The 21,951-nt window shown below is 38.0% G+C and carries 15 protein-coding genes; 9 read left to right on the top strand and 6 right to left on the bottom strand.

The window, feature by feature from the left end:
- The first annotated feature begins 5 nt into the window (after positions 1–5).
- The 6 genes from metG to AAAT26_RS03815 all read left to right on the top strand — a co-directional run bounded on the left by metG (position 6) and on the right by AAAT26_RS03815 (position 9,567).
- Positions 6–1,952 (top strand): methionine--tRNA ligase, encoded by a 1,947-nt coding sequence (gene metG, locus AAAT26_RS03840; protein WP_349208889.1) that lies wholly within the window; start codon positions 6–8, stop codon positions 1,950–1,952.
- Positions 1,952–2,722 carry a TatD family hydrolase gene (locus AAAT26_RS03835; protein ID WP_195213270.1) on the top strand — a complete coding sequence of 257 codons (771 nt, stop codon included), beginning with the start codon at positions 1,952–1,954 and terminating at the stop codon, positions 2,720–2,722. The genes metG and AAAT26_RS03835 overlap by 1 nt, the downstream gene beginning before the upstream one ends.
- Before the next feature lie 222 nt (positions 2,723–2,944).
- Complete coding sequence (locus AAAT26_RS03830; protein WP_349208888.1) at positions 2,945–4,492, top strand: Ppx/GppA phosphatase family protein; 1,548 nt, start codon at positions 2,945–2,947, stop codon at positions 4,490–4,492.
- Positions 4,492–6,057: a Ppx/GppA phosphatase family protein gene (locus AAAT26_RS03825; protein WP_349208887.1), complete on the top strand. Its 1,566-nt coding sequence runs from the start codon at positions 4,492–4,494 to the stop codon at positions 6,055–6,057. The genes AAAT26_RS03830 and AAAT26_RS03825 overlap by 1 nt, the downstream gene beginning before the upstream one ends.
- Positions 6,047–8,164, top strand: coding sequence for a polyphosphate kinase 1 (ppk1, locus tag AAAT26_RS03820; RefSeq protein ID WP_315297261.1), 2,118 nt, complete (start codon positions 6,047–6,049; stop codon positions 8,162–8,164). Before AAAT26_RS03825 ends, ppk1 begins: the two co-directional genes overlap by 11 nt.
- A gap of 425 nt (positions 8,165–8,589) precedes the next feature.
- Positions 8,590–9,567: a resuscitation-promoting factor gene (locus AAAT26_RS03815; RefSeq protein WP_012864137.1), complete on the top strand. Its 978-nt coding sequence runs from the start codon at positions 8,590–8,592 to the stop codon at positions 9,565–9,567.
- A gap of 47 nt (positions 9,568–9,614) precedes the next feature.
- Here AAAT26_RS03815 and msrB read toward each other — a convergent pair whose 3' ends face one another.
- From msrB to AAAT26_RS03800, 3 genes are all read right to left on the bottom strand, one after another.
- A complete protein-coding gene (msrB, locus tag AAAT26_RS03810) occupies positions 9,615–10,553 on the bottom strand; it encodes a peptide-methionine (R)-S-oxide reductase MsrB (protein ID WP_349208886.1) in 939 nt (312 codons plus the stop codon).
- Positions 10,554–11,675, bottom strand: coding sequence for a 5-methyltetrahydropteroyltriglutamate--homocysteine S-methyltransferase (locus tag AAAT26_RS03805; RefSeq protein WP_349208885.1), 1,122 nt, complete (start codon positions 11,673–11,675; stop codon positions 10,554–10,556). It lies immediately after the preceding gene.
- Between the two features lie 257 nt (positions 11,676–11,932).
- Positions 11,933–12,871, bottom strand: coding sequence for a LysR family transcriptional regulator (locus AAAT26_RS03800; RefSeq protein ID WP_349208884.1), 939 nt, complete (start codon positions 12,869–12,871; stop codon positions 11,933–11,935).
- A 106-nt stretch (positions 12,872–12,977) separates the two neighbouring features.
- Between AAAT26_RS03800 and rnmV the strand changes: the two genes are divergently transcribed.
- Positions 12,978–13,505: a ribonuclease M5 gene (gene rnmV, locus AAAT26_RS03795; protein WP_004697202.1), complete on the top strand. Its 528-nt coding sequence runs from the start codon at positions 12,978–12,980 to the stop codon at positions 13,503–13,505.
- A 13-nt stretch (positions 13,506–13,518) separates the two neighbouring features.
- On the top strand, positions 13,519–14,373 hold the full coding sequence (gene rsmA / locus AAAT26_RS03790) for a 16S rRNA (adenine(1518)-N(6)/adenine(1519)-N(6))-dimethyltransferase RsmA (protein WP_105086587.1): 855 nt from the start codon (positions 13,519–13,521) through the stop codon (positions 14,371–14,373).
- A 90-nt stretch (positions 14,374–14,463) separates the two neighbouring features.
- On the opposite strand, the gene AAAT26_RS03785 is transcribed toward rsmA, so the two are convergent.
- Positions 14,464–15,711 (bottom strand): sodium/glutamate symporter, encoded by a 1,248-nt coding sequence (locus tag AAAT26_RS03785; protein WP_105086586.1) that lies wholly within the window; start codon positions 15,709–15,711, stop codon positions 14,464–14,466.
- A gap of 444 nt (positions 15,712–16,155) precedes the next feature.
- Entirely contained in the window at positions 16,156–17,751 is a 1,596-nt protein-coding gene (locus AAAT26_RS03780) for a peptide chain release factor 3 (protein ID WP_349208883.1), read from the bottom strand.
- A 178-nt stretch (positions 17,752–17,929) separates the two neighbouring features.
- On the opposite strand from AAAT26_RS03780, the gene AAAT26_RS03775 reads away from it, so the two are divergent.
- Positions 17,930–20,251, top strand: a complete 2,322-nt coding sequence (locus tag AAAT26_RS03775; RefSeq protein ID WP_349208882.1) for a DNA topoisomerase 3 — start codon at positions 17,930–17,932, stop codon at positions 20,249–20,251.
- 122 nt (positions 20,252–20,373) lie between these two features.
- Here AAAT26_RS03775 and AAAT26_RS03770 read toward each other — a convergent pair whose 3' ends face one another.
- Positions 20,374–21,672 (bottom strand): DEAD/DEAH box helicase, encoded by a 1,299-nt coding sequence (locus tag AAAT26_RS03770; protein ID WP_024061223.1) that lies wholly within the window; start codon positions 21,670–21,672, stop codon positions 20,374–20,376.
- Positions 21,673–21,951 lie beyond the last annotated feature (279 nt).

Here is a 21,951-nt window from a genome sequence, read left to right as displayed (position 1 = left end):
TCATCATGGGAGATACAAAGAAAACGTATTATATTACGACACCTATTTATTATCCAAGTGCTAAGTTGCACATTGGTCATACGTATTGTACATCTGTAGCCGATACAATCGCACGTTTTAAACGATTAGCAGGATATGATGTACGTTTTTTGACTGGTTCAGATGAACATGGCCAAAAAATCCAACGTGCTGCAGAAGCACAAGGCATTACGCCTCTTGAATATACTACAAATATTGTAAATGGTTTTAAAGCATTGTGGGAAAAAATGCATATTTCCAATGACGATTTTATTCGGACTACCGATGAACGTCATGAAAAGGTTGTTCAAGCGTTATTTACAAAAGCTTATGAGAAGGGCGATATTTACAAAGCCGAATATGAAGGCTGGTATTGTACACCAGACGAAACTTTTTGGACAGAGCAGAAGCTAGGACCTAATCATACTTGTCCGGATTGCGGTCGCCCTGTAGAGCGTGTTAAAGAGGAAAGTTATTTCTTCAAACTCGGTAAATATACGGATCAATGGCTTAAGTTTATTGAAGAGAATCCTGACTTTATTCAGCCTGAATCTCGGCGTAATGAGATGATTCAATTTGTAAAGCAAGGTCTAGAAGACTTGGCGGTGTCTCGTACATCCTTTGATTGGGGAATCAAGGTTCCATTTGATCCTAAACATGTAGTATATGTTTGGTTCGATGCATTAGTGAACTATATTAGTGCACTCTCTCCATTTGATGGTGATGGTGAACTATATAAAAAATACTGGCCTGCAGATCTCCATTTAGTAGGTAAGGAAATCGTACGTTTCCATACTATTATTTGGCCTATGATGCTCATGAGCCTTGAGTTGCCATTACCAAAAAAGGTATTTGGACACGGTTGGATGATTGTAGATGGTACAAAGATGAGTAAATCCTTGGGGAACGTAATCGATCCAATCCCATTGATTGATACCTATGGTGCAGATTCTTTGCGTTATTACTTATTAAGCGAGATTACGTTAGGTAATGACGGCAACTTTACGTTACCTAACTTCGTTACAAAAATTAATGCAGATTTATCTAATGATTTAGGTAACTTATTAAACCGTACTATTGCGATGATTGAAAAATACCATGGTGGTGTGATTACAAAATGCGATGATATGGATGATTTGGATCGTGATGTATCTACATTAGCCGTTCAAACTGCAAAAGATTTTGAAGCGGCGATGGAAAATATGGAGCTTAATAAAGCTATCAAAACTGTATGGTCCTTTATTGGTCGCATGAATAAATACATTGATGAAACAATGCCTTGGGTATTGGCTAAATCTGAAGATGCTCATGATAAAGTGCGCTTGCAATCTGCTATGTATCATTTGGCAGAGGCATTGCGTATCATTGCCATCTTGGTAAGCCCTGTAATTCCTGTAGGAGCTCCAAAAATCTGGAAACAATTAGGGCTTACAGGTTTTGAAGCGGCTACGTTGGAAGATGCTAAAACTTGGGGATTATTGGCAACAGGTACTAAAGTTGTAAAAGGTGAGCCTATCTATCCACGTTTTGAAGTTCCTGAAATGGTAGATGTAGTTGTTACAGAAGAAGTTGAAGAAGCTGTAGATACATCTAATATTCCACCATTAAAAGAAAATATTACCTATGATGACTTTGAGAAACTCGATCTTCGTGTAGCTAAAGTTATAAGCTGTGAAAAAGTGCCTAAGTCCAAGAAGTTGTTGAAATTTGTATTGGATATCGGTATTGAAGACCGCACAGTGTTAAGCGGTATCTCTCAATATTACGAACCGGAGGCTATGGTTGGTAAAAAGGTAATTTATTTGTCTAACTTGGCTCCTAAAAAGATGATGGGCATCGAGTCTTATGGTATGATCTTGTCCGCCTCTGATTGGGAAGAACATTTAGAGGTAACAAATATCGAATCATTACCGGCAGGAAGTGTGGTTAAATAATGAAACTTTTTGATACACATGCTCATGTGAATGATGGGCGCTTTGATAATGATCGTAATGAGATGTTACAAGCCTGCTTTGATACAGGTGTAGAATATATTATGATTCCTGGTGTTGACAGAGGTACCGTTGAGTCTGGTTTAGCTTTGGCTAAACAGTACGATCAATTATATGCTGCTGTAGGGACTCATCCCCATGAATCAAAGGACTTTACAGAAGAAGACTACGCGTTTTATAAGGAACAAGCTCTTAACAATGATAAGGTACGTGCTATTGGTGAAATTGGACTAGATTATTACTATGATTTTTCTGACCGTGAAACACAAAAACGCGTATTTATTCGTCAGTTAGAGCTTGCTCGTGAAGTAGATCTCCCGATTATTATCCATGACCGCGATGCACATGGTGATATTATGAATATCTTGCGCAATGAAGGGAAGGATAACTGGGGCATTTTCCATTGCTATTCTGGTAGTTGGGAGATGGCAAAAGAAGCCATTAAAATGGGCTTTTATATTTCCTTTGCAGGTCCTGTAGTATTTCCTAAGTCTACAAATCTTAAGGAAGTGGCAAGACAAGTGCCATTAGAACGAATCCTCATTGAAACCGATTCACCGTATTTGACACCACCACCATTTAGAGGCCGTCGTAATGATCCAAGTAAAACTCAGTTTGTGGCAGAAGAAATTGCAAGCCTTAAAGGGCTCGATGTAGATGAGTTTTGTGAAATTGCTTTTAATAATGGTAAACGAGTATTTGGCATCGAGTAAATATAGAAACTAGTTAATAAGATTTTTAGCGAATAAAATATTTGTTGGATTCTAATCACTAAGATTTTCTGTGCTAAAGTATTAGAATACACGATAAAAGTAAATTAGAATTATAAATTATAAATTATAAAACGCGGTTCTCCCTTATCGGTGAGAATCGCGTTTTTCTATGGTATACTAAAGTATATTCATACTGAACAGAAGTAAGATGAGGATAGCAACATGAAACGTATTGCATTTATAGATTTAGGCTCGAACTCAGTTCGTTTTGTCATATATGAAATTTCTAAGACTGGTAGTTATCGACTGATATATCAAGAGAAAGAAAGTGTACGTCTCAGTGAGAATATGTGGGGAACTCACGAACTGACCAAAGAAGCTATGGAACGCTCTTTGCGTGCTCTAAAAGGTTTTGTACACATGGCTGATGCAATGGAGGCAAATACGATTAAAGCTGTTGCTACCGCAGCAGTACGTTTGGCTAAAAATGGGGATGCTTTTATTAAATCTGTAAAAGAACGAACGGGTTTGGATTTAGAATGTATTGCTGGTGAAGAAGAGGCTCGCCTGGGGTTTCTTGGCGTTATCAATACCATTGGACTTAAGGATTTTATTATTTTTGATTTAGGTGGTGCCAGTACAGAGATAACCCTTGTACGAAATCGTCATATTACAAAATCGGTGAGTTTGCCGATAGGGGCCCTTACCTTAACAGGCACCTATCAGAAGGGGGATGAATATACTCCTAAAGAACTTGATAAACTGGCGAAAGTTGTAAAGAAAACGATTAAGGAGCATACATGGCTTTGCAATGTGAAATTACCGCTCCTTGGTATCGGCGGCACTGCTCGTAATATTGCTAAAATGGATCAACGCAAGTTATCTTATCCTATTACAAAGCTACATAATTATGAAATTCCATATCATAGATTCCATGAAATTTTGGAAGAAGTAAAAGGCAAAACTCTAGAGGAACGCAAAAAAATTAGTGGTTTATCATCGGAGCGCGCTGATATCATTATTGCCGGCCTTACTATCGTAGAAGAATTATTTAACTACGTAAATACTAAAACACTCGTTGTTGGTGGTTGTGGTTTGCGAGAAGGTTTATTTTATGACTATTATGGAGCGCACTACTTAGGTGGTAACTCTATTATTGATGATATTTTAGTACATTCTGCAGAGAATGTATTATTAGGTATGACTAAACATGAGTTAGTTCATGCTAAATATATTACAGATTTAGCTATTAAACTGTATGATGAATTAGAACCACTTCATAGAGCTGATAAAAATACAAGACGTTGTTTGATTGCAGCTAGCTTATTACATGATATTGGTAAACGGATTAATTATTATAGTCATGCCCGGCATGGCTGTTATATGCTTGTCAATAGTAATTTATATGGGCTTTCCCATATTGAACAAGCTTTTAGCGCGTTCCTTGTTATGAACTCTCATGGTTTGACGCCAAAAGAGTATAAAAACTTCTTATACGGTAAATTGTTAGATCAAGAACAGCGTTTGTTGGGACAAAAAATATCTATTATTCTAGCCTTGGCTGAAGCTCTTGATGAAAGTCATGAACAATTTATTCGCCATTTATCCGTGAATTTAAAATATACTAGTGTACTATTAGTAGTAACCTATTTGAACGGTCGCGATATAAGTGTGACAAAAGCGGCTGTAGAGAAATTAGGAAAATCTTTTAAAAAAGAATTCAAGAAAACATTAGAGATAGAGTGGAAGGAAGCTCGTAAGGAGGCATAATGGCATTACCAAAAGCGTTACGATATGCAGTGCTACATGTAGGCTCCAGTAGCATGAGTATTACTATTTTAGAATACAAGGGTATCGATGATATACGCGTTATAGATTATGCAGCTAGGGAGGTAACCTTTGGGGAAGAATTATTCCAAACCTCTCGTTTGAGTTTTGAAACAATTGAGGAAATTTGTCATATCTTAAAGGGATATAAAGAATTAATGGCTGATTACGGTGTGAGTCGCTCTAGATTATATGGTACTACTGTAATACGTGAAGCCGCTAATCGTCGTAGTATTCTGGACCAAATTTATATTCAAACAGGTATGCGTGTTGAGGTTATCGACATGCCTAAAGAGGTGTATTACAAATATGCCTTACTATACTACAAGATGACTAATCAGTACCGCTTGACGGATCCTACAAAGGCAACATTATTCCTTGATATTACTTCTGGTGGTGTAGGTTTAACCGTTTGGCGTGGTGAAAGCTTATTATTCCAGCGCAATATGCATAGCGGGTCATTACGTGTTATGGAATCTTTTAATCGCAACCAACGTTCCTCTACATCGTTTCCAATGGCTATTACCGAGTATTTACATCGCATGATAGGCCCATTACGGGAGGAGCTTAAGACCTTCAATATTAATAGTGTTATTTTATCAGGCGATGAAGCTCAATATATGGCGCGTCTCATGGGAGACGGCAGTAATAAGGACGATATTATTACCATTGAACCAGAACGTTTTAAGGGCTTCATCAAATCCTTTGATGGTGTAACAGCCACTAAGTTGATCAATCGATATAAACTACCTGAATATAAGGCGAATATTTTGATGCCTACTATGATTTTATTTAATGAAATTATAACGGCTATAGAGCCTAAATCGTTGATTTTTAGTAGCTTCTCCTTCTCACAAGGAATAAGCTGGTTCTATGGAGTTGAGGCGGAAAATAATCCCTTTATGTACCAATTGCGTGAGCAAAATGCTCAGCTAGCTCGTGCTGTTGCCGCTAGATATCATACTGACAGCATTCATGATGCTGAGGTGGAACGTTTCAGTTCTTTATTTTGTAAAACATTACGCCATAAAGGTTTACCGGAGCGGTGGGGTTACTTATGCCGTATTGCAGCTATATTGTGTTCTGTAGGCAAGTTTGTTAATTTACGAAACCATGGAGAGCATGCGTATCATATTGTGATGGGCACAGATATTTTCGGGCTTTCAGAAGAAGAAAAACAAGTAGTGGCAAATGTCGTATTTTATCACTATAAGGGAACTCCATCTGATGATGATACATATTTTAATTCTTTGACAGAATTACAAAAGATTCAAGTTACAAAGTTAGTAGCTATCATTCGTGTGGCCTGTGCTCTCGATGCAGGGAGTAACCAAAAAATCTCAGATGTTATATTGGAAGAGCGCGATAATGTATTGTATGTATTCTGTCGCACTAATGAGGATATCTCACTAGAATGGTGGACGTTTAATCGAGATGCTGAATATTTTACAGAAGTATTTGGTATGGAACTTATGCTTGTAAGAGGAGGTGACCGCCATGTTCAGTAATGCTAAATATTATTTTAATCGTGAATTATCTTGGCTAAAATTTAATCAGCGTGTACTATTAGAGTCTATAGATACAAATACTCCGCTCTTGGAGCGATTGCGTTTTATTGCTATTGCTAGTTCTAATCTAGATGAGTTTTTTATGATTCGCGTGGCGGGGTTACGTCATCAAGTTGTGAATGGTATCGTTAAATATGATGCGGCTCATATGGATGCAAAGGCACAATTAAAGGCGATTGATGAATCTGTACAACGTCTTGTTTCCATGCAAAGCATGTATTTAAATAATGTACTGACTGAACTAGAGGCTCATGGCTTTTTCTTTACCCATCCTGATACACTAGATGTAAAAACAAAAGCCTGGCTACGCCATTATTTTGAGGAACATATATACCCCGTAGTAACTCCATTGGCTGTTGACTCGGGGCACCCATTTCCATTTTTAACAAATCATACCATTAATGCAATTGTACGTATCTTTCAAATACAAGAGGATGGGACTAAGGATTACAAGATTGCTATCTTGCCAATACCATCTGTATTAGATCGAATCATTGAAGTTCCAAGCCGTGGCAATAAGGAACATCGATTTGTTTATCTAGAAGATGTCATTACTTATTATGCAAATCAATTTTTCCAAGGTTATGGTATTGAAGATTATATGGTTTTCCGTATTACTCGTGATGCAGACCTTGAAATAGATGAGGAAGAAGCAACAGATTTGCTATCTGAAGTAGAGGCATCCTTGCGGCGTCGCCGTCGTGGTGATGCGGTACGTCTTGAAGTTTGTGGAGAGATAAAGGATCACTTATTAGATTTTGTCCTTACAAGTGTAGAATTAGAGCAAAAGGACGTATATCGCATTGATGGACATTTGGATTGCCGTATGTATTTTGATTTCTGTAATTATCCAGGTTATGATAAGCTCCGATATGAACCGTTTGATCCTAAGATTCCTAGTGAATTAGTTGATTATGAAGGTGATAGCTTATTTTCTATTATTGGGAAGCAAGATCTTTTTGTTCATCATCCCTTTGAATCTTTTGCAGTGGTTGAGCAATTTATTGCACAAGCAGCTATAGATCCTGATGTATTGGCTATTAAACAAACATTATATCGCGTTAGTGGGGATTCTCCGATTATTGCGTCCTTAATAAAAGCGGCAGATAATGGGAAACAAGTAACCGTCCTTATGGAGGTTAAGGCGCGGTTTGATGAAGAAAATAATATTCATATGGCTCGTCGACTCGAAAAAGCGGGATGTCATGTTATTTATGGTTTAAAAGGTCTTAAGACACACTCTAAAATTACTATGGTGGTACGCCGGGAAACGGATGGTATTAGGCGGTATGTCCATCTAGCAACGGGAAACTATAATGGTAAAACAGCTCGGATGTATACTGATTGTGGTATATTTACTTGTAATGATGAGTATGGTGATGATGCGTCACGTTTCTTTAACTTGATTTCTGGATATTCTGACCCACCGATTTGGAATAAGTTTATTGTAGCGCCTTTAAATTTACGTGAAAAAATTATGGAACTTATTGACCGTGAAATCGAGTTTGCTAAGAATGGGGAAGAAGCCTATATCATTGGTAAGATGAATTCTCTACTCGATAAAAAGGTCATTGCCAAGTTGTATGAAGCTTCTTCTGCTGGAGTTCGTATCGATCTTATCGTGCGTGGTATTTGTACGCTTCGCCCTGGCATTGCCGGTGTTAGTGATAATATCACAGTACGCTCTATTGTGGGGCGTTTTCTTGAACATCATCGTTTGTTCTACTTCCGTAATGGAGGGAATGAAAGTCTGTACCTATCTAGTGCAGATTGGATGCCTCGAAATTTGAATGAACGTGTAGAGCTTATGATTCCTATTGAAGATAAACGCCATAAAGAACGGGTAAAAAGTATTTTAGATTTATATTTAGATGATACATTAAAAGCTCATTTTATGAGAGCTGATGGTTCGTATCATAAAATCAATGATCGAGAGAATCCTATATCTGCTCAAGAGGAGCTAATGAAAGCTGCTATTGAGCATGAACACAGAGAGTCAATGACGGTCATTGAACGGTTACAACCAATGTTAAAAATGAATAGATAATGAAGAAACCTTAATATATTAGGCAATGAATTTTAATACAATTACATAACATATAAAAAGCCCATTATATGGGCTTTTTTACTTTCTTATACATTTAAAAATGAGGGTAAAGTGAAGTTTTGAGTGTTCTAGAAAATATTGATAACAATTGAAAAACACATAAAAATACAAATTTAGTAATAAAAAATCTGTATATACTATATGTGGTATTGGTGTTGTATATATGTACACAATTCGGAATATATTGTATAGTATTTAAAAATATCGATATGTACGCATACAGTGGACTTTTATTAAAAAATACAAAATACAAACTATTATAAATTCAGTATTTATAAAGGGTTTTGACTTATTGTTAACTTACGGCGTTTGACAGGTTGTATCTATCTGTAGTAGAATAATACCATTACAGGAGGGATTACAACATGAGAATTCATAAGACACACAAGCGATATATTTCGTCTGTTGTTGCCGGATTGATTGTAACAGCTGTAACCATGACCGGTTTTTCTTATAATGATAAAACCGTTACCGTTATGGTAGATGGTGCAGCACACACTGTTAGAACGCATTTAAATTCTAACGAAGGCATTGTACGCGATGCTGGGGTTAAGTTAAATCCAAATGATAAAGTTATTTCTAGTTCATCTACAGTTCAAAATGGAACAACCTTAACGGTTGTTCGTGCTATTCCAGTTTATGTAACTGTAAATGGTAAAACAAGAGCTGTATTTACTACAGAAACAACTGCTCAAGGTGTTGCTAATGAGCTTGGTTTCAAAGCACCTAACTATGTAGTAGTGGGCGATGAAAATGGATCTGTTTTAAGTGGTACACGTATAACAATTGCTCAAGTAACAAGCCGCTCTCTATCTACAGTAGATCAAGAAGTTGCTGTTGAAGTGGTTCGTCAAAAAGATGATACTATGGCTAAGGGCGAAGAAGAGGTTGTTCAAGTTGGTCAACCTGGCTTAGAACGAGTACAACGTGAAACACTATATAGTAATGGTACCGTTATTAAAACTAATGACGTATCTAAAGTAACACAACGTGCAATGATTCCTACAATTATTAAAGAGGGCACTCGTGAAGTGACTACATCTCGTAATGTGGCGGGTCGTGCATCTCGCGCTATCGTAATGGAAGCATCTGCTTATCTTGCTGGCGATGGTGATGGTGCTGGTATTACAGCTACGGGTGTACCTGCAGTACGTGGCATAGCAGCAGTTGACCCAGATGTTATTCCATTGGGTACACGTTTATTTATTCCTGGTTACGGTGAAGCTATTGCTGCCGATACAGGTGGTGCTATAGTAGGTAACAAAATCGATCTTGTAATGGACTCTTATGGGGAGGCTATGGACTTTGGTCGTCAAGACGTTACAGTGTACGTTTTAGATTAATATAATAAAAGGACGCCTTACATATGTAAGGCGTCCTTTTATTTTAACTAGTCTTCAATATATGGAATTAAGTATTCGTATTTGGTACCCTTTAATTCTTCTTTAGGGATAAATCTTAAAGCTGATCCATTGATACAGTAGCGAAGAGAGCCATTAGGCCCATCTTCAAATACATGACCTAAATGAGCATTACCGATGCGGCTACGAACTTCTATGCGATTCATACCATGTGAGTCATCTTGGTAATATTTGATAACATCTTTAGCTATTGGTTTAGTAAAGCTAGGCCAGCCACAATGGGAATCGAATTTATGGGCTGATACAAAAAGGGGTTCTCCAGTCGTAATATCTACGTAGAGACCTGCTTTGAACTCATCTGTTAGTTTATGGCTGAAAGGTGCATCGGTAGCAGAGTTTTGAGTTACTTCAAACTCTTGCGGTGTTAAAGTCTTTAAATCTTCCTGGGAAGGTTTAGCATATGCATTATCATCGATAAGTGGTTCATCGGATAGACCTAATGGAATGTGACAATAGCCATTAGGATTTTTGTCTAAGTAGTCTTGATGATATTCCTCAGCAGAGTAGTAGTTTTCTAAAGGCAATACTTCGATAGCAAATGGTTTGCCTTCAAAAGCTTGAGCACGAGCTAAGGTGCTTTCAATAACGGTCTTATCGGTTGGATCAGTATAATAAATACCCGTACGATATTGAATGCCTACGTCGCCACCTTGTTTATTAACGCTAAATGGATCGATAGCGCGTAGGAAATATTGAATTAAGTGGTCTAAAGATAGTATATCAGCATCGTAAGTAACCTTGAGGGCTTCTACGTGCCCACTATTGTGGCATACATCTTCATAACTTGGATTCTCTGTAGGACCATTAGCATAGCCGACTTCAGTAGAAAGGACACCGGAGATTTTTCTGATGTACCCTTGAAGGCCCCAGAAACAACCGCCACCTAAATATATTGTATGTTCATTCATTTAATCACCCCATACTTCTTGAGCTATTTCCTTAACTAATGCTAGTTTAGCCCATTGTTCTTCCTCAGTCAATTGGTTGCCGATTTCACAGGATGCAAAGCCGCATTGCGGGGATAAGCAAAGTCTTTCGAGGGAGATATATTTTGTCGCTTCTTTGATACGTTCTTTGATTACTTCTTTGTCTTCTAACTCTGGGCGTTTAGATGTGATAAGGCCTAATACAACTTTCTTATTAGGAGAAACTTCACGCAATGGCTCAAAACCTCCAGAACGATCATCATCAAACTCTAAGTAATAAGCGTCTACATTTTCTTTAGCAAATAGAATAGGGGCGATAGGTTCGTATCCACCGCTAGCAGCCCAAGTAGAGTTATAGTTGCCACGGCATACATGTGTGGTAAATGCTAAGTCGTGAGGGCGTCCTTCAAGTGCCAAGTTATTCAAACGTAAATATTTAGCAGTTTCACCTTCGATGGTTACGCTTTTATCCTTTTGGCGCCCTGTCCAGTAAGCGTGATCACAGCACATACCCCAAGTACAGTCATCGAATTGAATGTTGCGGCAACCTGCATCATAGAGGTCTTTAATCACTTGGCGATAGGCAGCTGCAATATCTTGAATGAGTTCTTCTAAATCAGGGTAGAAGGAGCGTGTTGTAATGCCGTTATCCTCACGAAATAATTCAGCTAAGAATTGGGATGGGGCTGGGATTGTTTGACGCGCCGTAGTATTTTCGTCTTCAAATTGTTTTACAAATTTGAAATGCTCAACGAATGGGTGGTTTGTTCCCGTAATTTTGCCAGTAAGGGCGAGGGAACCTGGCGCTGTTTCTTGACCGACAAATTTGTAACCGTGTTCCAGTTCGATTTCTTTTACGCCGTTAAATCCCCACATGAAATCTAGATGCCAATAGGCACGGCGAAACTCGCCATCTGTAATCACTGGTAGGCCAGCAGCCTTTTGTTTTTGAATGAGGTCTGTAATGAGACGATCTTCAACGGCTGTTAATTCTTCTCTAGTAATATTTCCGTTATTGAAAGCTTCGCGTGCTTCTTTTAATTCTGCAGGACGTAGGAAAGAACCTACGATATCAAAGTGGAATGGTGCTGTATGTTTAGCCATAATAATAATCCTCCTTATATAAACGGTAAAACCGATAATTTCGATAGGTTTATTATAGCGAAGTATGATTATATATAAAAATATCAATATATTTAAGTTTGATATAGTTTAAAGCTATGTTGATATAAATTTTTGCTCGATAAGTTATACCTATAGAAAAGCACTCTCTAAAAAGAGAGTGCTTTATTAATATATTATTTAATCGAACTAAATTGAACAATCGTGTTATATAGACTTATTAATAATATGATATGTAATTATTTTTTGTTTTCCGGCAATTTAATATGTCTACCGTAGTTGCTAACATATTGTTCTAGGGCATGGATATATTCTTGACCCAAACGGCTGCGTTGCATTTTATTATTAGTAATATAGCCGATGTGCATTAAACCTTCTTCGGCAAGTGGTACTGAAATGATGTTTTCACCATTTACCTCTTTATCGATTACACCGCTAGATACAGTGTATCCATCAAGACCAAGCAGTAAACTAAATAAAGATGCTCTATCGCGAACACGAATATGTTTTGGGCGTACTACGGTACTAAAGATTTCTTCAGAAAAGTAGAAGGAATTGTGATCACCTTGTTCAAAGGAAATATATGGATATTCCTCTAATTCGTCCATAGAGACGACCTCTTTATGGGCTAGTGGATGCGTTTTACCAATAAAGATATGAGGATGGGCCGTAAATAATTCAGTAAAGGTTAATTCGTTAGTGTGAATTAATTTTTCTAATACAGGACGGTTGAAATCATTATAATAGAGCAAACCAATTTCACTCTTCATATGAGCTACGTCATCGATAATTTCATAGGTTTGTGTTTCTCGTAAGGATACATCATATTGATCGATTTCAGCGCCTTTTAAAAGCTCTACAAAGGCATTGACTGCAAAGGAGTAATGTTGAGTAGACACAGAAAATTGTTTTTTACCACCGCTTTGGCTCTTATATTGCTCCTCTAAAAGGGCTGCTTGTTCTAACACTTGGCGCGCATAGCCGAGAAAGCGTTCCCCTTCTTTAGATACGGTAATTCCTTTATTAGTACGATCGAAAATGGTAATACCCATTTCTTTCTCTAGTTCTTTAATAGCCTTGGTGAGACTCGGTTGAGACACAAATAATCTCTTGGCTGCCTCACTAATACTGCCTATATTGGCAATTGTTGTGACATACTTTAATTGTTGTAAGGTCATAATTGGCCTCCTTTTATATATTACACTATTAATACTACTCGATTATAAGTATTTAAGCAATGTTATATATATGTTACAATGTATTAATAAAATAAAAGGGGGATATATGTTAAAACAAGTCATTGTCGTAGAAGGAAAATCTGATATACAACGTATCGCTCAAGCTGTAGATGCTGATTGCATTGCTACAGAAGGATTTACCCTCAGAAGAGGTGTTATCGATATGATTCGCGTTGCCTATGAGAAACGTGGCATTATTATATTAACTGATCCTGATACAGCAGGGGAGCGAATCCGACGCGTTTTAACTAAAAAATTCCCTAATGCACAACATGCTTTTGTGCCTCGTGACGAAGCGTTTGCAAATGATGATATTGGCATAGAACAAGCCTCTCCTGAGTCAATCAGAAAGGCTTTATCTACATTACACGTAGAGTCTTTAGAATCATCCAACGAATTTACTATGGTGGACTTAGTGCGTCACGGACTGTCTGGTATGCCTGATAGTGCAGCTCGTCGAGCGGTTATTGGTGCTAAATTAGGTATTGGATACGGTAATGGAAAGCAATTTTTATACCGTTTAAATCATTATGGTATAACCCGAGATGCTTATGAAGAGGCAGTAAATTGTTAAAATAGGAGTTAAGATGTTAGAATCAGTAATTGCAAGCCCAGAGGTTGTGCATTATATATGTAAGCGCTTTGATATTAAAATGAGCAAAAAGCTAGGACAAAACTTCCTTATTAAGCGAGGTATAGTCGATGAAATTGTACATGCTGCGGAATTAACCGTGGGAGAACCTGTTCTAGAGGTCGGCCCTGGTATTGGTACCTTGACACAAGGTTTAGCTCAAAGTGGGGCAGATGTAACGGCTATCGAGCTAGATCGTCGCTTATTGGAGGTACTAGATACGACATTGGCATCTTATGACAATGTACGTATCATTCATGGTGATGTGTTAAAGCTTGATGTGCCAACGATTATGAATCATAAACCATTTAAAGTGGTTGCCAATTTGCCATACTATATTACAACACCTATTATTATGTCTTTGTTGGAAAGTAAACTACCTATTGAACGTCTAGTTGTGATGGTGCAAAAAGAGGTGGCCTTACGGATGATAGCAAAGCCCGGTACAAAGGACTATGGCGCATTATCTGTTGCTGTTCAGTATTATACGGAACCAGATATTGTTCTTGATGTACCGCCTAAATCTTTCTTGCCAGCTCCAGCGGTGACAAGTTCTGTTATCCGTTGCGTATTGCGTGATAAACCACCTGTAGATGTGATTGATGAGAAACTATTTTTTCGCGTTGTGAAAGCAGGTTTTGCGCAACGCCGTAAAACATTCTCTAATACGATGAAAACAACGGGCTTAACAAGGGATAGAATTGAAGAGTTATTAGCAAAAGCAAATATTGATGGTCAACGAAGAGGTGAGACCTTTACCCTTCAAGACTTTGCCGATGTAGCCAACGCGTGGGCGACTTTAATCAAATAGTATAATACATAAAGAGCTTATTGGACTGATAAAATATCATTTCAATAAGCTCTTTTTCATGAAAAAAGGACCCAAATGGGTCCTTTTTAGTTAGTAAAGAATGCCAGCCATGGTTGTAATGAGGAAAGCATTTGCAAAGTCGATTAAGAAGGCACCTACTAAGGAAACTACGAGCCAGGCACGAGGGGATGGACCGTGTTTACTTGCTAAGGATAGCATGTTAACTAATGCGTTTGGTGTAGCGCCTAAACCGAAACCGATAGCTCCGGAACCAAGCATAACTGCATCGTAGTTGCGACCAAAGAGGAAGTAAATAAGGTATGCAAATACACAGATAAGTGCCATTTGTACAACTAAGATTGTAATAAGTGGTAAAGCAAGATCAATTAATTGAACTAATTTCAAGCTGTTGATAGCCATTGTTACGAATAAGGATAATGCTACATTAGATACTGCATCAAGAGCTGCATCGTTGATTTTGTATGCTTTAGTAAAATCACCAAAGTTACGAATTACTGCTGCACAAATCATAGCGCCAATATATGCAGGTAGTGGAGTAAGAACAGATAATCCAGCACTTACGATGGTACCGATACCTAATGCAAGACCAATCCACATACAAATTGTTAAAAGATCTTGAGAGTTAAACTGTTTGCCACCGCTTTCAACGTGATCTTCGATCATATCGATGCCTTCATCCTCCATTAACTCAGGATTTTCATAAGGTGTTTTAACTTTATGCATTTTAATAATGCGTTCACCTACAGGTGCACCGAGGATTGTACCAGCTACCATGCCAAATGTTGCAGCTGCAACTGCTGCGGAAGCGGTACCAGGGATACCAAGTAATTGTTCGTAATATGGACCGAAGGCACCAGCTGTACCAAGGCCACCAATCATAGATACAGAACCAGCCATGATGCCAATAATTGGTTCAATTCCTAATGCTTTAGCAATCATAATACCTGCAGTATTTTGAACTACAATCCACACTGCACATGCTAAGAAGAAGAAAATAATGAAGATACCACCCTTTTTGAGGACTTTTAAGGATGCCATTAAACCGATAGTGGTAAAGAAGGCAAGCATTAGAAATGTTTGTAAGGAACCTTCAAAGGTAATGTTTAAGATTTTATAATAAGACAAAATAGCAGTTAAAAATGCAAATGGAAGAGCGCCTACGGCTGGTGCAGGCATACACATACGTTGTAAGAACTTGGAATGCTTATTGATCCAAGTACCGATGAATAAGGTAATTACAGCAAGACCTACAGTTTGAATCATGGACAGTTTTAAGGTCCATACATTGTTGACTAGGGCTAAGTCAATAAGTGGCATAAAATCACTCCTTTAAAATAAAAAATAAATCTGAATTTTATGGTATCATGAATGGTCAAAAAATACTATAGAATATATAACGTATAAAAAGTTTACATTTTTATCTTTAAACACTCATAACAACACAAAAAAACAATAATATTAATAAAGCTATTTTTATGATTATACATATAAATATAGAAAAGTAATAGTATATATTACTTATGTACATAATCATACTATATGTATTCGACTTAAATCTGTGATTTTCCTTCTTGTTATAAAAAAATAAACTGGAATATATTTTTTATATTTATAATTATATAAAATATACTCCAGTTTTAAAATTTAATATTTTTATGTTATTTCGTAAGGCTCTAAATTATAAATGCGATAAATTCGTTCTATAAATGCATGTTAAGTTATAACTAAAATATATATACCTAGCAATAAGCTAATTAGAAGTTATAGCTCATGGTGTAATTTAGGGGTTGTTAAGAATGTTACATCCGGATTACGCTCTTGAACCCAGCCCATTTGCCATTCGTTAGAAATGAGAACTACTGTGCGATCTCGATTATCTTTTACGATCATCGCATTATCAACACCCTTCAAGGAAGCAATATCTACTTCACCGTCAATCCAACGAGCAACACTATATGGCAATGTATGATTTAGTAAATCTACACCATATTCGTTTTTGAGGCGATATTCTAATACTTCAAATTGAAGCATACCAACAGCGCCAACTACGAAGGAGTCAAGGGCGTCTGGTTGTTCAAAGATTTGAACAGCACCTTCTTGAGCTAATTGAGTCATTCCTTTTTGGAACTGCTTACGTTTCATAGTATCTTTTGGAGATACACGAGCAAAGAACTCTGGTGGGAATACAGGAAAGTCACCAAATGTTACTTTGTGCTTTTGTGCGCAAAGTGTATCTCCTACACCCATTGTACCAGCGTCAAAGACACCGATAATGTCGCCTGGGTACGCATCCTCTACGATAGTACGTTCTGTAGCCAAAAACTGTTGAGGCTGAGATAGGCGAATTGTCTTATTAGATTGGCGATGCAATACGGACATGCCTTTTTCGAACTTACCAGAACAGATACGCATAAATACGATACGGTCATGGTGGTTAGGGTCCATATTCGCTTGGATTTTAAATACTAGAGCAGAGAAGTCTTCACTAGTGGGTTGTACCATTTCCTCTATCGCTTGTCGTGGAGCAGGGGATGGAGCTAGTTCCAAGAATTTTTCTAAGAATGGTTTTACCCCAAAGTTCGTCATAGCAGAACCAAAGAACATAGGCGTTAATTCACCAGCACGAACCTTATCAAAATCGAAAGGGTCACCAGCAACGTCGAGCAACTCAATATCGTCGAGCAATGCTTGGTATACATCGTCACCTAATAACTCTTTCATACGAGGATCTGTTAATGAACCTTTTTCGGAAGCTAACTTTTCTTGACCATGAGTTTCGTCTTTTGCAAAGAGCTCGATAGTTTCGTGTTCTCTGTCGTAGACGCCTTTGTATTCGCCATTAATACCGATAGGCCAGTTCATAGGACATGTACGAATGCCCAGAACATTTTCGATTTCTTCCATTAGATCGAATGGGCTACGACCGAAATGGTCAATTTTGTTTACAAATGTAAAGATAGGAATACCGCGCTCTTTAGATACGGCAAATAGTTTCTTTGTTTGGGCCTCTACGCCTTTTGCTACGTCGATAAGCATGACAGCACTGTCAGCAGCCATCAATGTACGGTATGTATCTTCTGAGAAGTCCTGGTGACCAGGGGTGTCGAGGATGTTTACGCGGCAACCGTCGTAGTCAAATTGCAACACGGAGCTCGTTACAGAGATACCACGTTGTTTCTCAATTTCCATCCAGTCGGATACGGCGTGTTTTGCAGTTTTACGAGACTTTACGGACCCGGCTAAGTGAATAGCACCACCATATAATAGTAATTTTTCCGTTAATGTTGTTTTACCCGCATCCGGGTGAGATATGATAGCAAACGTACGGCGACGTTGTACTTCTTCTAAAAATGTCATGTTTCACCTCTATTAATATGTTGTGAAAGCAGATAAATCTTTAGGCTCTACTTTCACAGTCTATATATCGTAAAAATTATACATGATTTTTCTAGTTATGACCACTAAATTGTAGTATAATGAGATTTCATAGAACGGCTTGGGGTTAGCCGTTATCTTCAGGTTAAGGAGGGGATCCATGCGGTTATTTATTGCAGAAAAGCCATCCATGGCTCGCGAAATCAGTAAATGCTTACCAGAAAATAAGAATATCCAAAAACGGAATGGTTATTTTATCCAAGGGGATGATGTGGTGACCTGGGTAGTAGGTCATGTACTGCATCAGGCTGAGCCCGGAGATTACGATGATAAATATATCCGTTGGCGTCCTCAAGATTTGCCTATCGTGCCAGCTGAGTGGAAATTGCTTGTCACAGATAGCAGCCGTCAACAGTTTGAAATTGTAAAAGATCTTATCGGCAAGGCTGATATCATTGTCAACGCAGGTGACCCAGATCGAGAAGGGCAACTTTTAGTTGACGAAGTTTTGTACTATGTAGGTAATACAAAACCAGTACAGCGTATTCTATTAAATGCCCTCGATGAAAAATCCATTCGTTCCGCTCTCGATGATTTGAGAGATAACAAGGACTTTCACAATCTATATCAATCCGCATTGGCAAGAGCGCGGGCAGACTGGCTCATTGGGATGAATTTATCTCGGGCTTATACATTATCTGAACGTTATAAAGGTAATAAGGTAACATTGCCAATTGGTCGTGTAAAGACGCCAACGTTAGCTCTTGTTGTACGTAGAGAACGAGAGTTAGCTGCATTTAAACCAGTAGACTATTTTACTGTAAAGGTATTATATAACCATCCTAATGGGGTGTTTTGGGCCACTTGGCAGCCTACAGACGAACAAAAGGGGCTTGACCCAGATGGACGACTCATTAATAAAGCTATAGCTGATTCATTAGTTGAACAATTGCAAAGTGGACCTGATGGTGTTATTAAAGGTGTTACAAAGTCTAAGAAAAAAGATGTACAACGATTGCCTTTATCCTTATCATCCTTACAAGTATTGGCAGGTAAAGCCTTTTCTTATGATCCACAGACTGTACTTGATACAGCGCAAAAATTATACGAAAAGAAATTAACTACCTATCCACGTTCTGATTGTGAATATTTACCACCCAATCAATATGATGATCGCAATGCAATCCTCAACAATCTACAAAATGCAGGTGATGAGAGATTAGCACAGTGGGCTGCCGATGCAGATCGTTCTATTAAGAGCCGTGCTTGGAATGAAAAGAAAATTACCGCCCATCATGCTATTATTCCTACAACGGTGGCTTGCAATATAAATAGTTTGTCCCAAGAGGAGCGAAATATTTATTTCCTCATCAGTCAAGCTTATATTGCGCAATTTTATGGGGAGCATATTTACGAGCAAACTAAAATTGTAGTAGAACAAAGTAAGGAAGAGTTTGTAGCTAATGGTCGTGTAGTTATCGAAGAAGGATGGAAATTGCTTTATAAACGACATAAGTCTAAATCTACGACGGACAATGACGAGCCCGATCTAACCGATGAGCGTGGGGCTGAATCAGACCCTAAAAAAGAGGTTATTGAAGAAACGGACCACTTGCCAGCGGTTAAAAAGAACGATACTGTTTTATATACGGATTCTTCTATAGAGTCTAAACAAACGAAACCACCATCCCGTTTTACGCCGTCCACATTACTACAAGCGATGAAGGAAATTCATAAATTCGTAAAAAATGAAGACTTGAAAAAGCAATTAAAGGCTGTATCTGGTATTGGTACAGAAGCAACTCGGGCAAACATTATTGATGAGCTTATCAGTCGAGGCTTTATGAAAACGTCAGGGAAGAAGCAAGTCTTATCTCCAACGGAAACGGGCTATCTCTTAGTAGATGCTCTGCCAGAAGAGCTGCTTTATCCTGATGAAACAGCTGTTTGGGAAGAACGCTTAGCACTCATGAGTGAAGGAGCGGATACGTTAGATTCCTTCTTAGCGGATCAAATTAAGTTTTTACAATTATTAATTGATAAACTTGATTTTGATAAAGTAATAAACTTTGATCAAATGATGCCAAATGTGGTTCGAACTATAACGAGCCAAAATCGTAAACGCCCTATGGATAATGAAAGCATAGACTTGTCTTCATTGCCTGTATGTCCTAAGTGTAAAAAGGGCCGTTTGCAACAGCGGAATGGTAAATTTGGTGCCTTTTTAGGGTGCACGAATTATCCTAGGTGTAAACATACGCAGCAAGTAGAAGAGGATACTTCTAGTGTTGAAGGTAATATTGAAGTATCTGATGAAGATAAACAATATAAATGCCCTAGATGTAAAGTAGGTTACTTTGTGAAACAAGAGGTGAGAGGTCGAACAAACTGGATTTGTAGTAATCGATCTCAATGTAAGACCCAATGTTCTGATGTAGATGGGGTACCGAGTATTTATGTTAACAAATCTAACATTACTTAGAAATGATTGTTTTTATTGTAAATAATAAAAAGACGCGTACAGCTTAGCTGTACGCGTCTTTTTTGAAAATGTTCTTGTAGAAGAAAAATTGTTTCATTTAGTTTAGGATATTAAGCCGAATTTTATCTGCGTTTGCCACGACGCCCCGTTTGGGAGGTAGAAGCACGGCGTTGGCGTGTATTGGAGCCTTTGTGGCCTCGTGCTTTGTGAGCTTTCGCCTTAGTGGATTGGTAAGTGCTTGTAACCTTAGGTTTACTAGCTGATTTTGTGCGTTTTGGCGCAGTACTGGCGTTGCCCTTAGTCTTAATCTGACCATCTTTTGTATATTTGGTAAGCGTAGCTTGAATAGCTCGTTCAATACGTCTTAACCAAGCCTCATCCTGTGGAGTTGCAAATGTTACAGCAATACCTGAGTTACCAGCACGACCTGTACGTCCAATTCGATGGATATAGTAATCTACATCGCGAGGTACGTCGTAATTATATACATGTGTGATACCTTCAATGTCGATACCGCGAGCCGCAATATCGGTAGCTACTAAGATTTGTGTTTTCGCTTTTGCAAAGTCTCGTAGAATTTGTGTGCGACGACCTTGTGTCAAGTCACCGTGCATTTCTGCAATATTAAGCCCTGCTGCGGTTAACTCGTAGGATAAACGAATGGCACCTTCCCGTTTATTACAGAATACAATTGCTAAGAATGGATTGTCATCTTCAATCATTTTGATGAGACGTTGTGTTTTTTCTTCAGGATTCATCATATACACTCGTTGATCAATTGATTCGAGCGTGATATGTTTGCCTTCTGCTGTTACAGAAATAGGTTTAGACATGTATGCCTTTGCGAGATTTCGGATTTTATCTGGAATTGTTGCAGAGAATAGCAACAGTTGCCTATTAGCGTCTGTTTGGCTAATGAGATTTTCAATATCTGGTAAGAAACCCATATGCAACATTTGGTCTGCTTCGTCTAGTACAACACGGCGAATACAATCTAAATGTAGGGAACCGCGTTTTGCGTGATCTAATAATCGACCAGGTGTACCTAGAATAACTTGAGGACGACGTCCCAGTTGCTGTAGTTGGGCTTCAATAGTTTTACCACCGATGAGAGGGAGGATATCTACATTTAAAATAGAACCTAGTTCCTTCGCTTCGTCGGAAATTTGTTTAATTAGTTCCCGTGTAGGTGCAATGATAAGCACTTGTTCTTGATGAACATCAGTATGTACACGTTGTAAAATTGGCAGTAAGAAGGCTAGTGTCTTCCCCGTGCCTGTTTGAGCTTTTGCTATGACATCATTCCCTTTAAAGACGACAGGAATGGATTGTTCTTGAATTGGCGTGGGCTCCTTGATACCTTGTTTTTGTAGGGCTATGATGAGCTCATCACAAACACCTAAAGATTTAAAAGATTTCATGGATTGTCCTTTCTATAATACATATTATATTAATTATACAGTATGCACATACTAGGGGCAAATGAATTGAACTTGGAAGATTTATAGTCTTAATATATTCTAGACTCAAAAAAATATTATAGTACTTTCGAATATATTTTTTTGATAATATATAGAAAAATATTGATATAATTAAGTGAAATGAGAAATGAAAACATTAAAATAACTACATTTAAACTATTTATAAACTGTTAATTGAGAATGTGTTAGCATTTGTAAATGATAATCTTTGTAGTGTTT

The organism is Veillonella parvula, assembly GCF_040094895.1.
Classification (GTDB): Bacteria; Bacillota; Negativicutes; order Veillonellales; family Veillonellaceae; genus Veillonella; species Veillonella parvula_L.
Note: the sequence above shows the minus strand (reverse complement) of the source record. Positions and strands in the feature narration are given on the sequence as shown.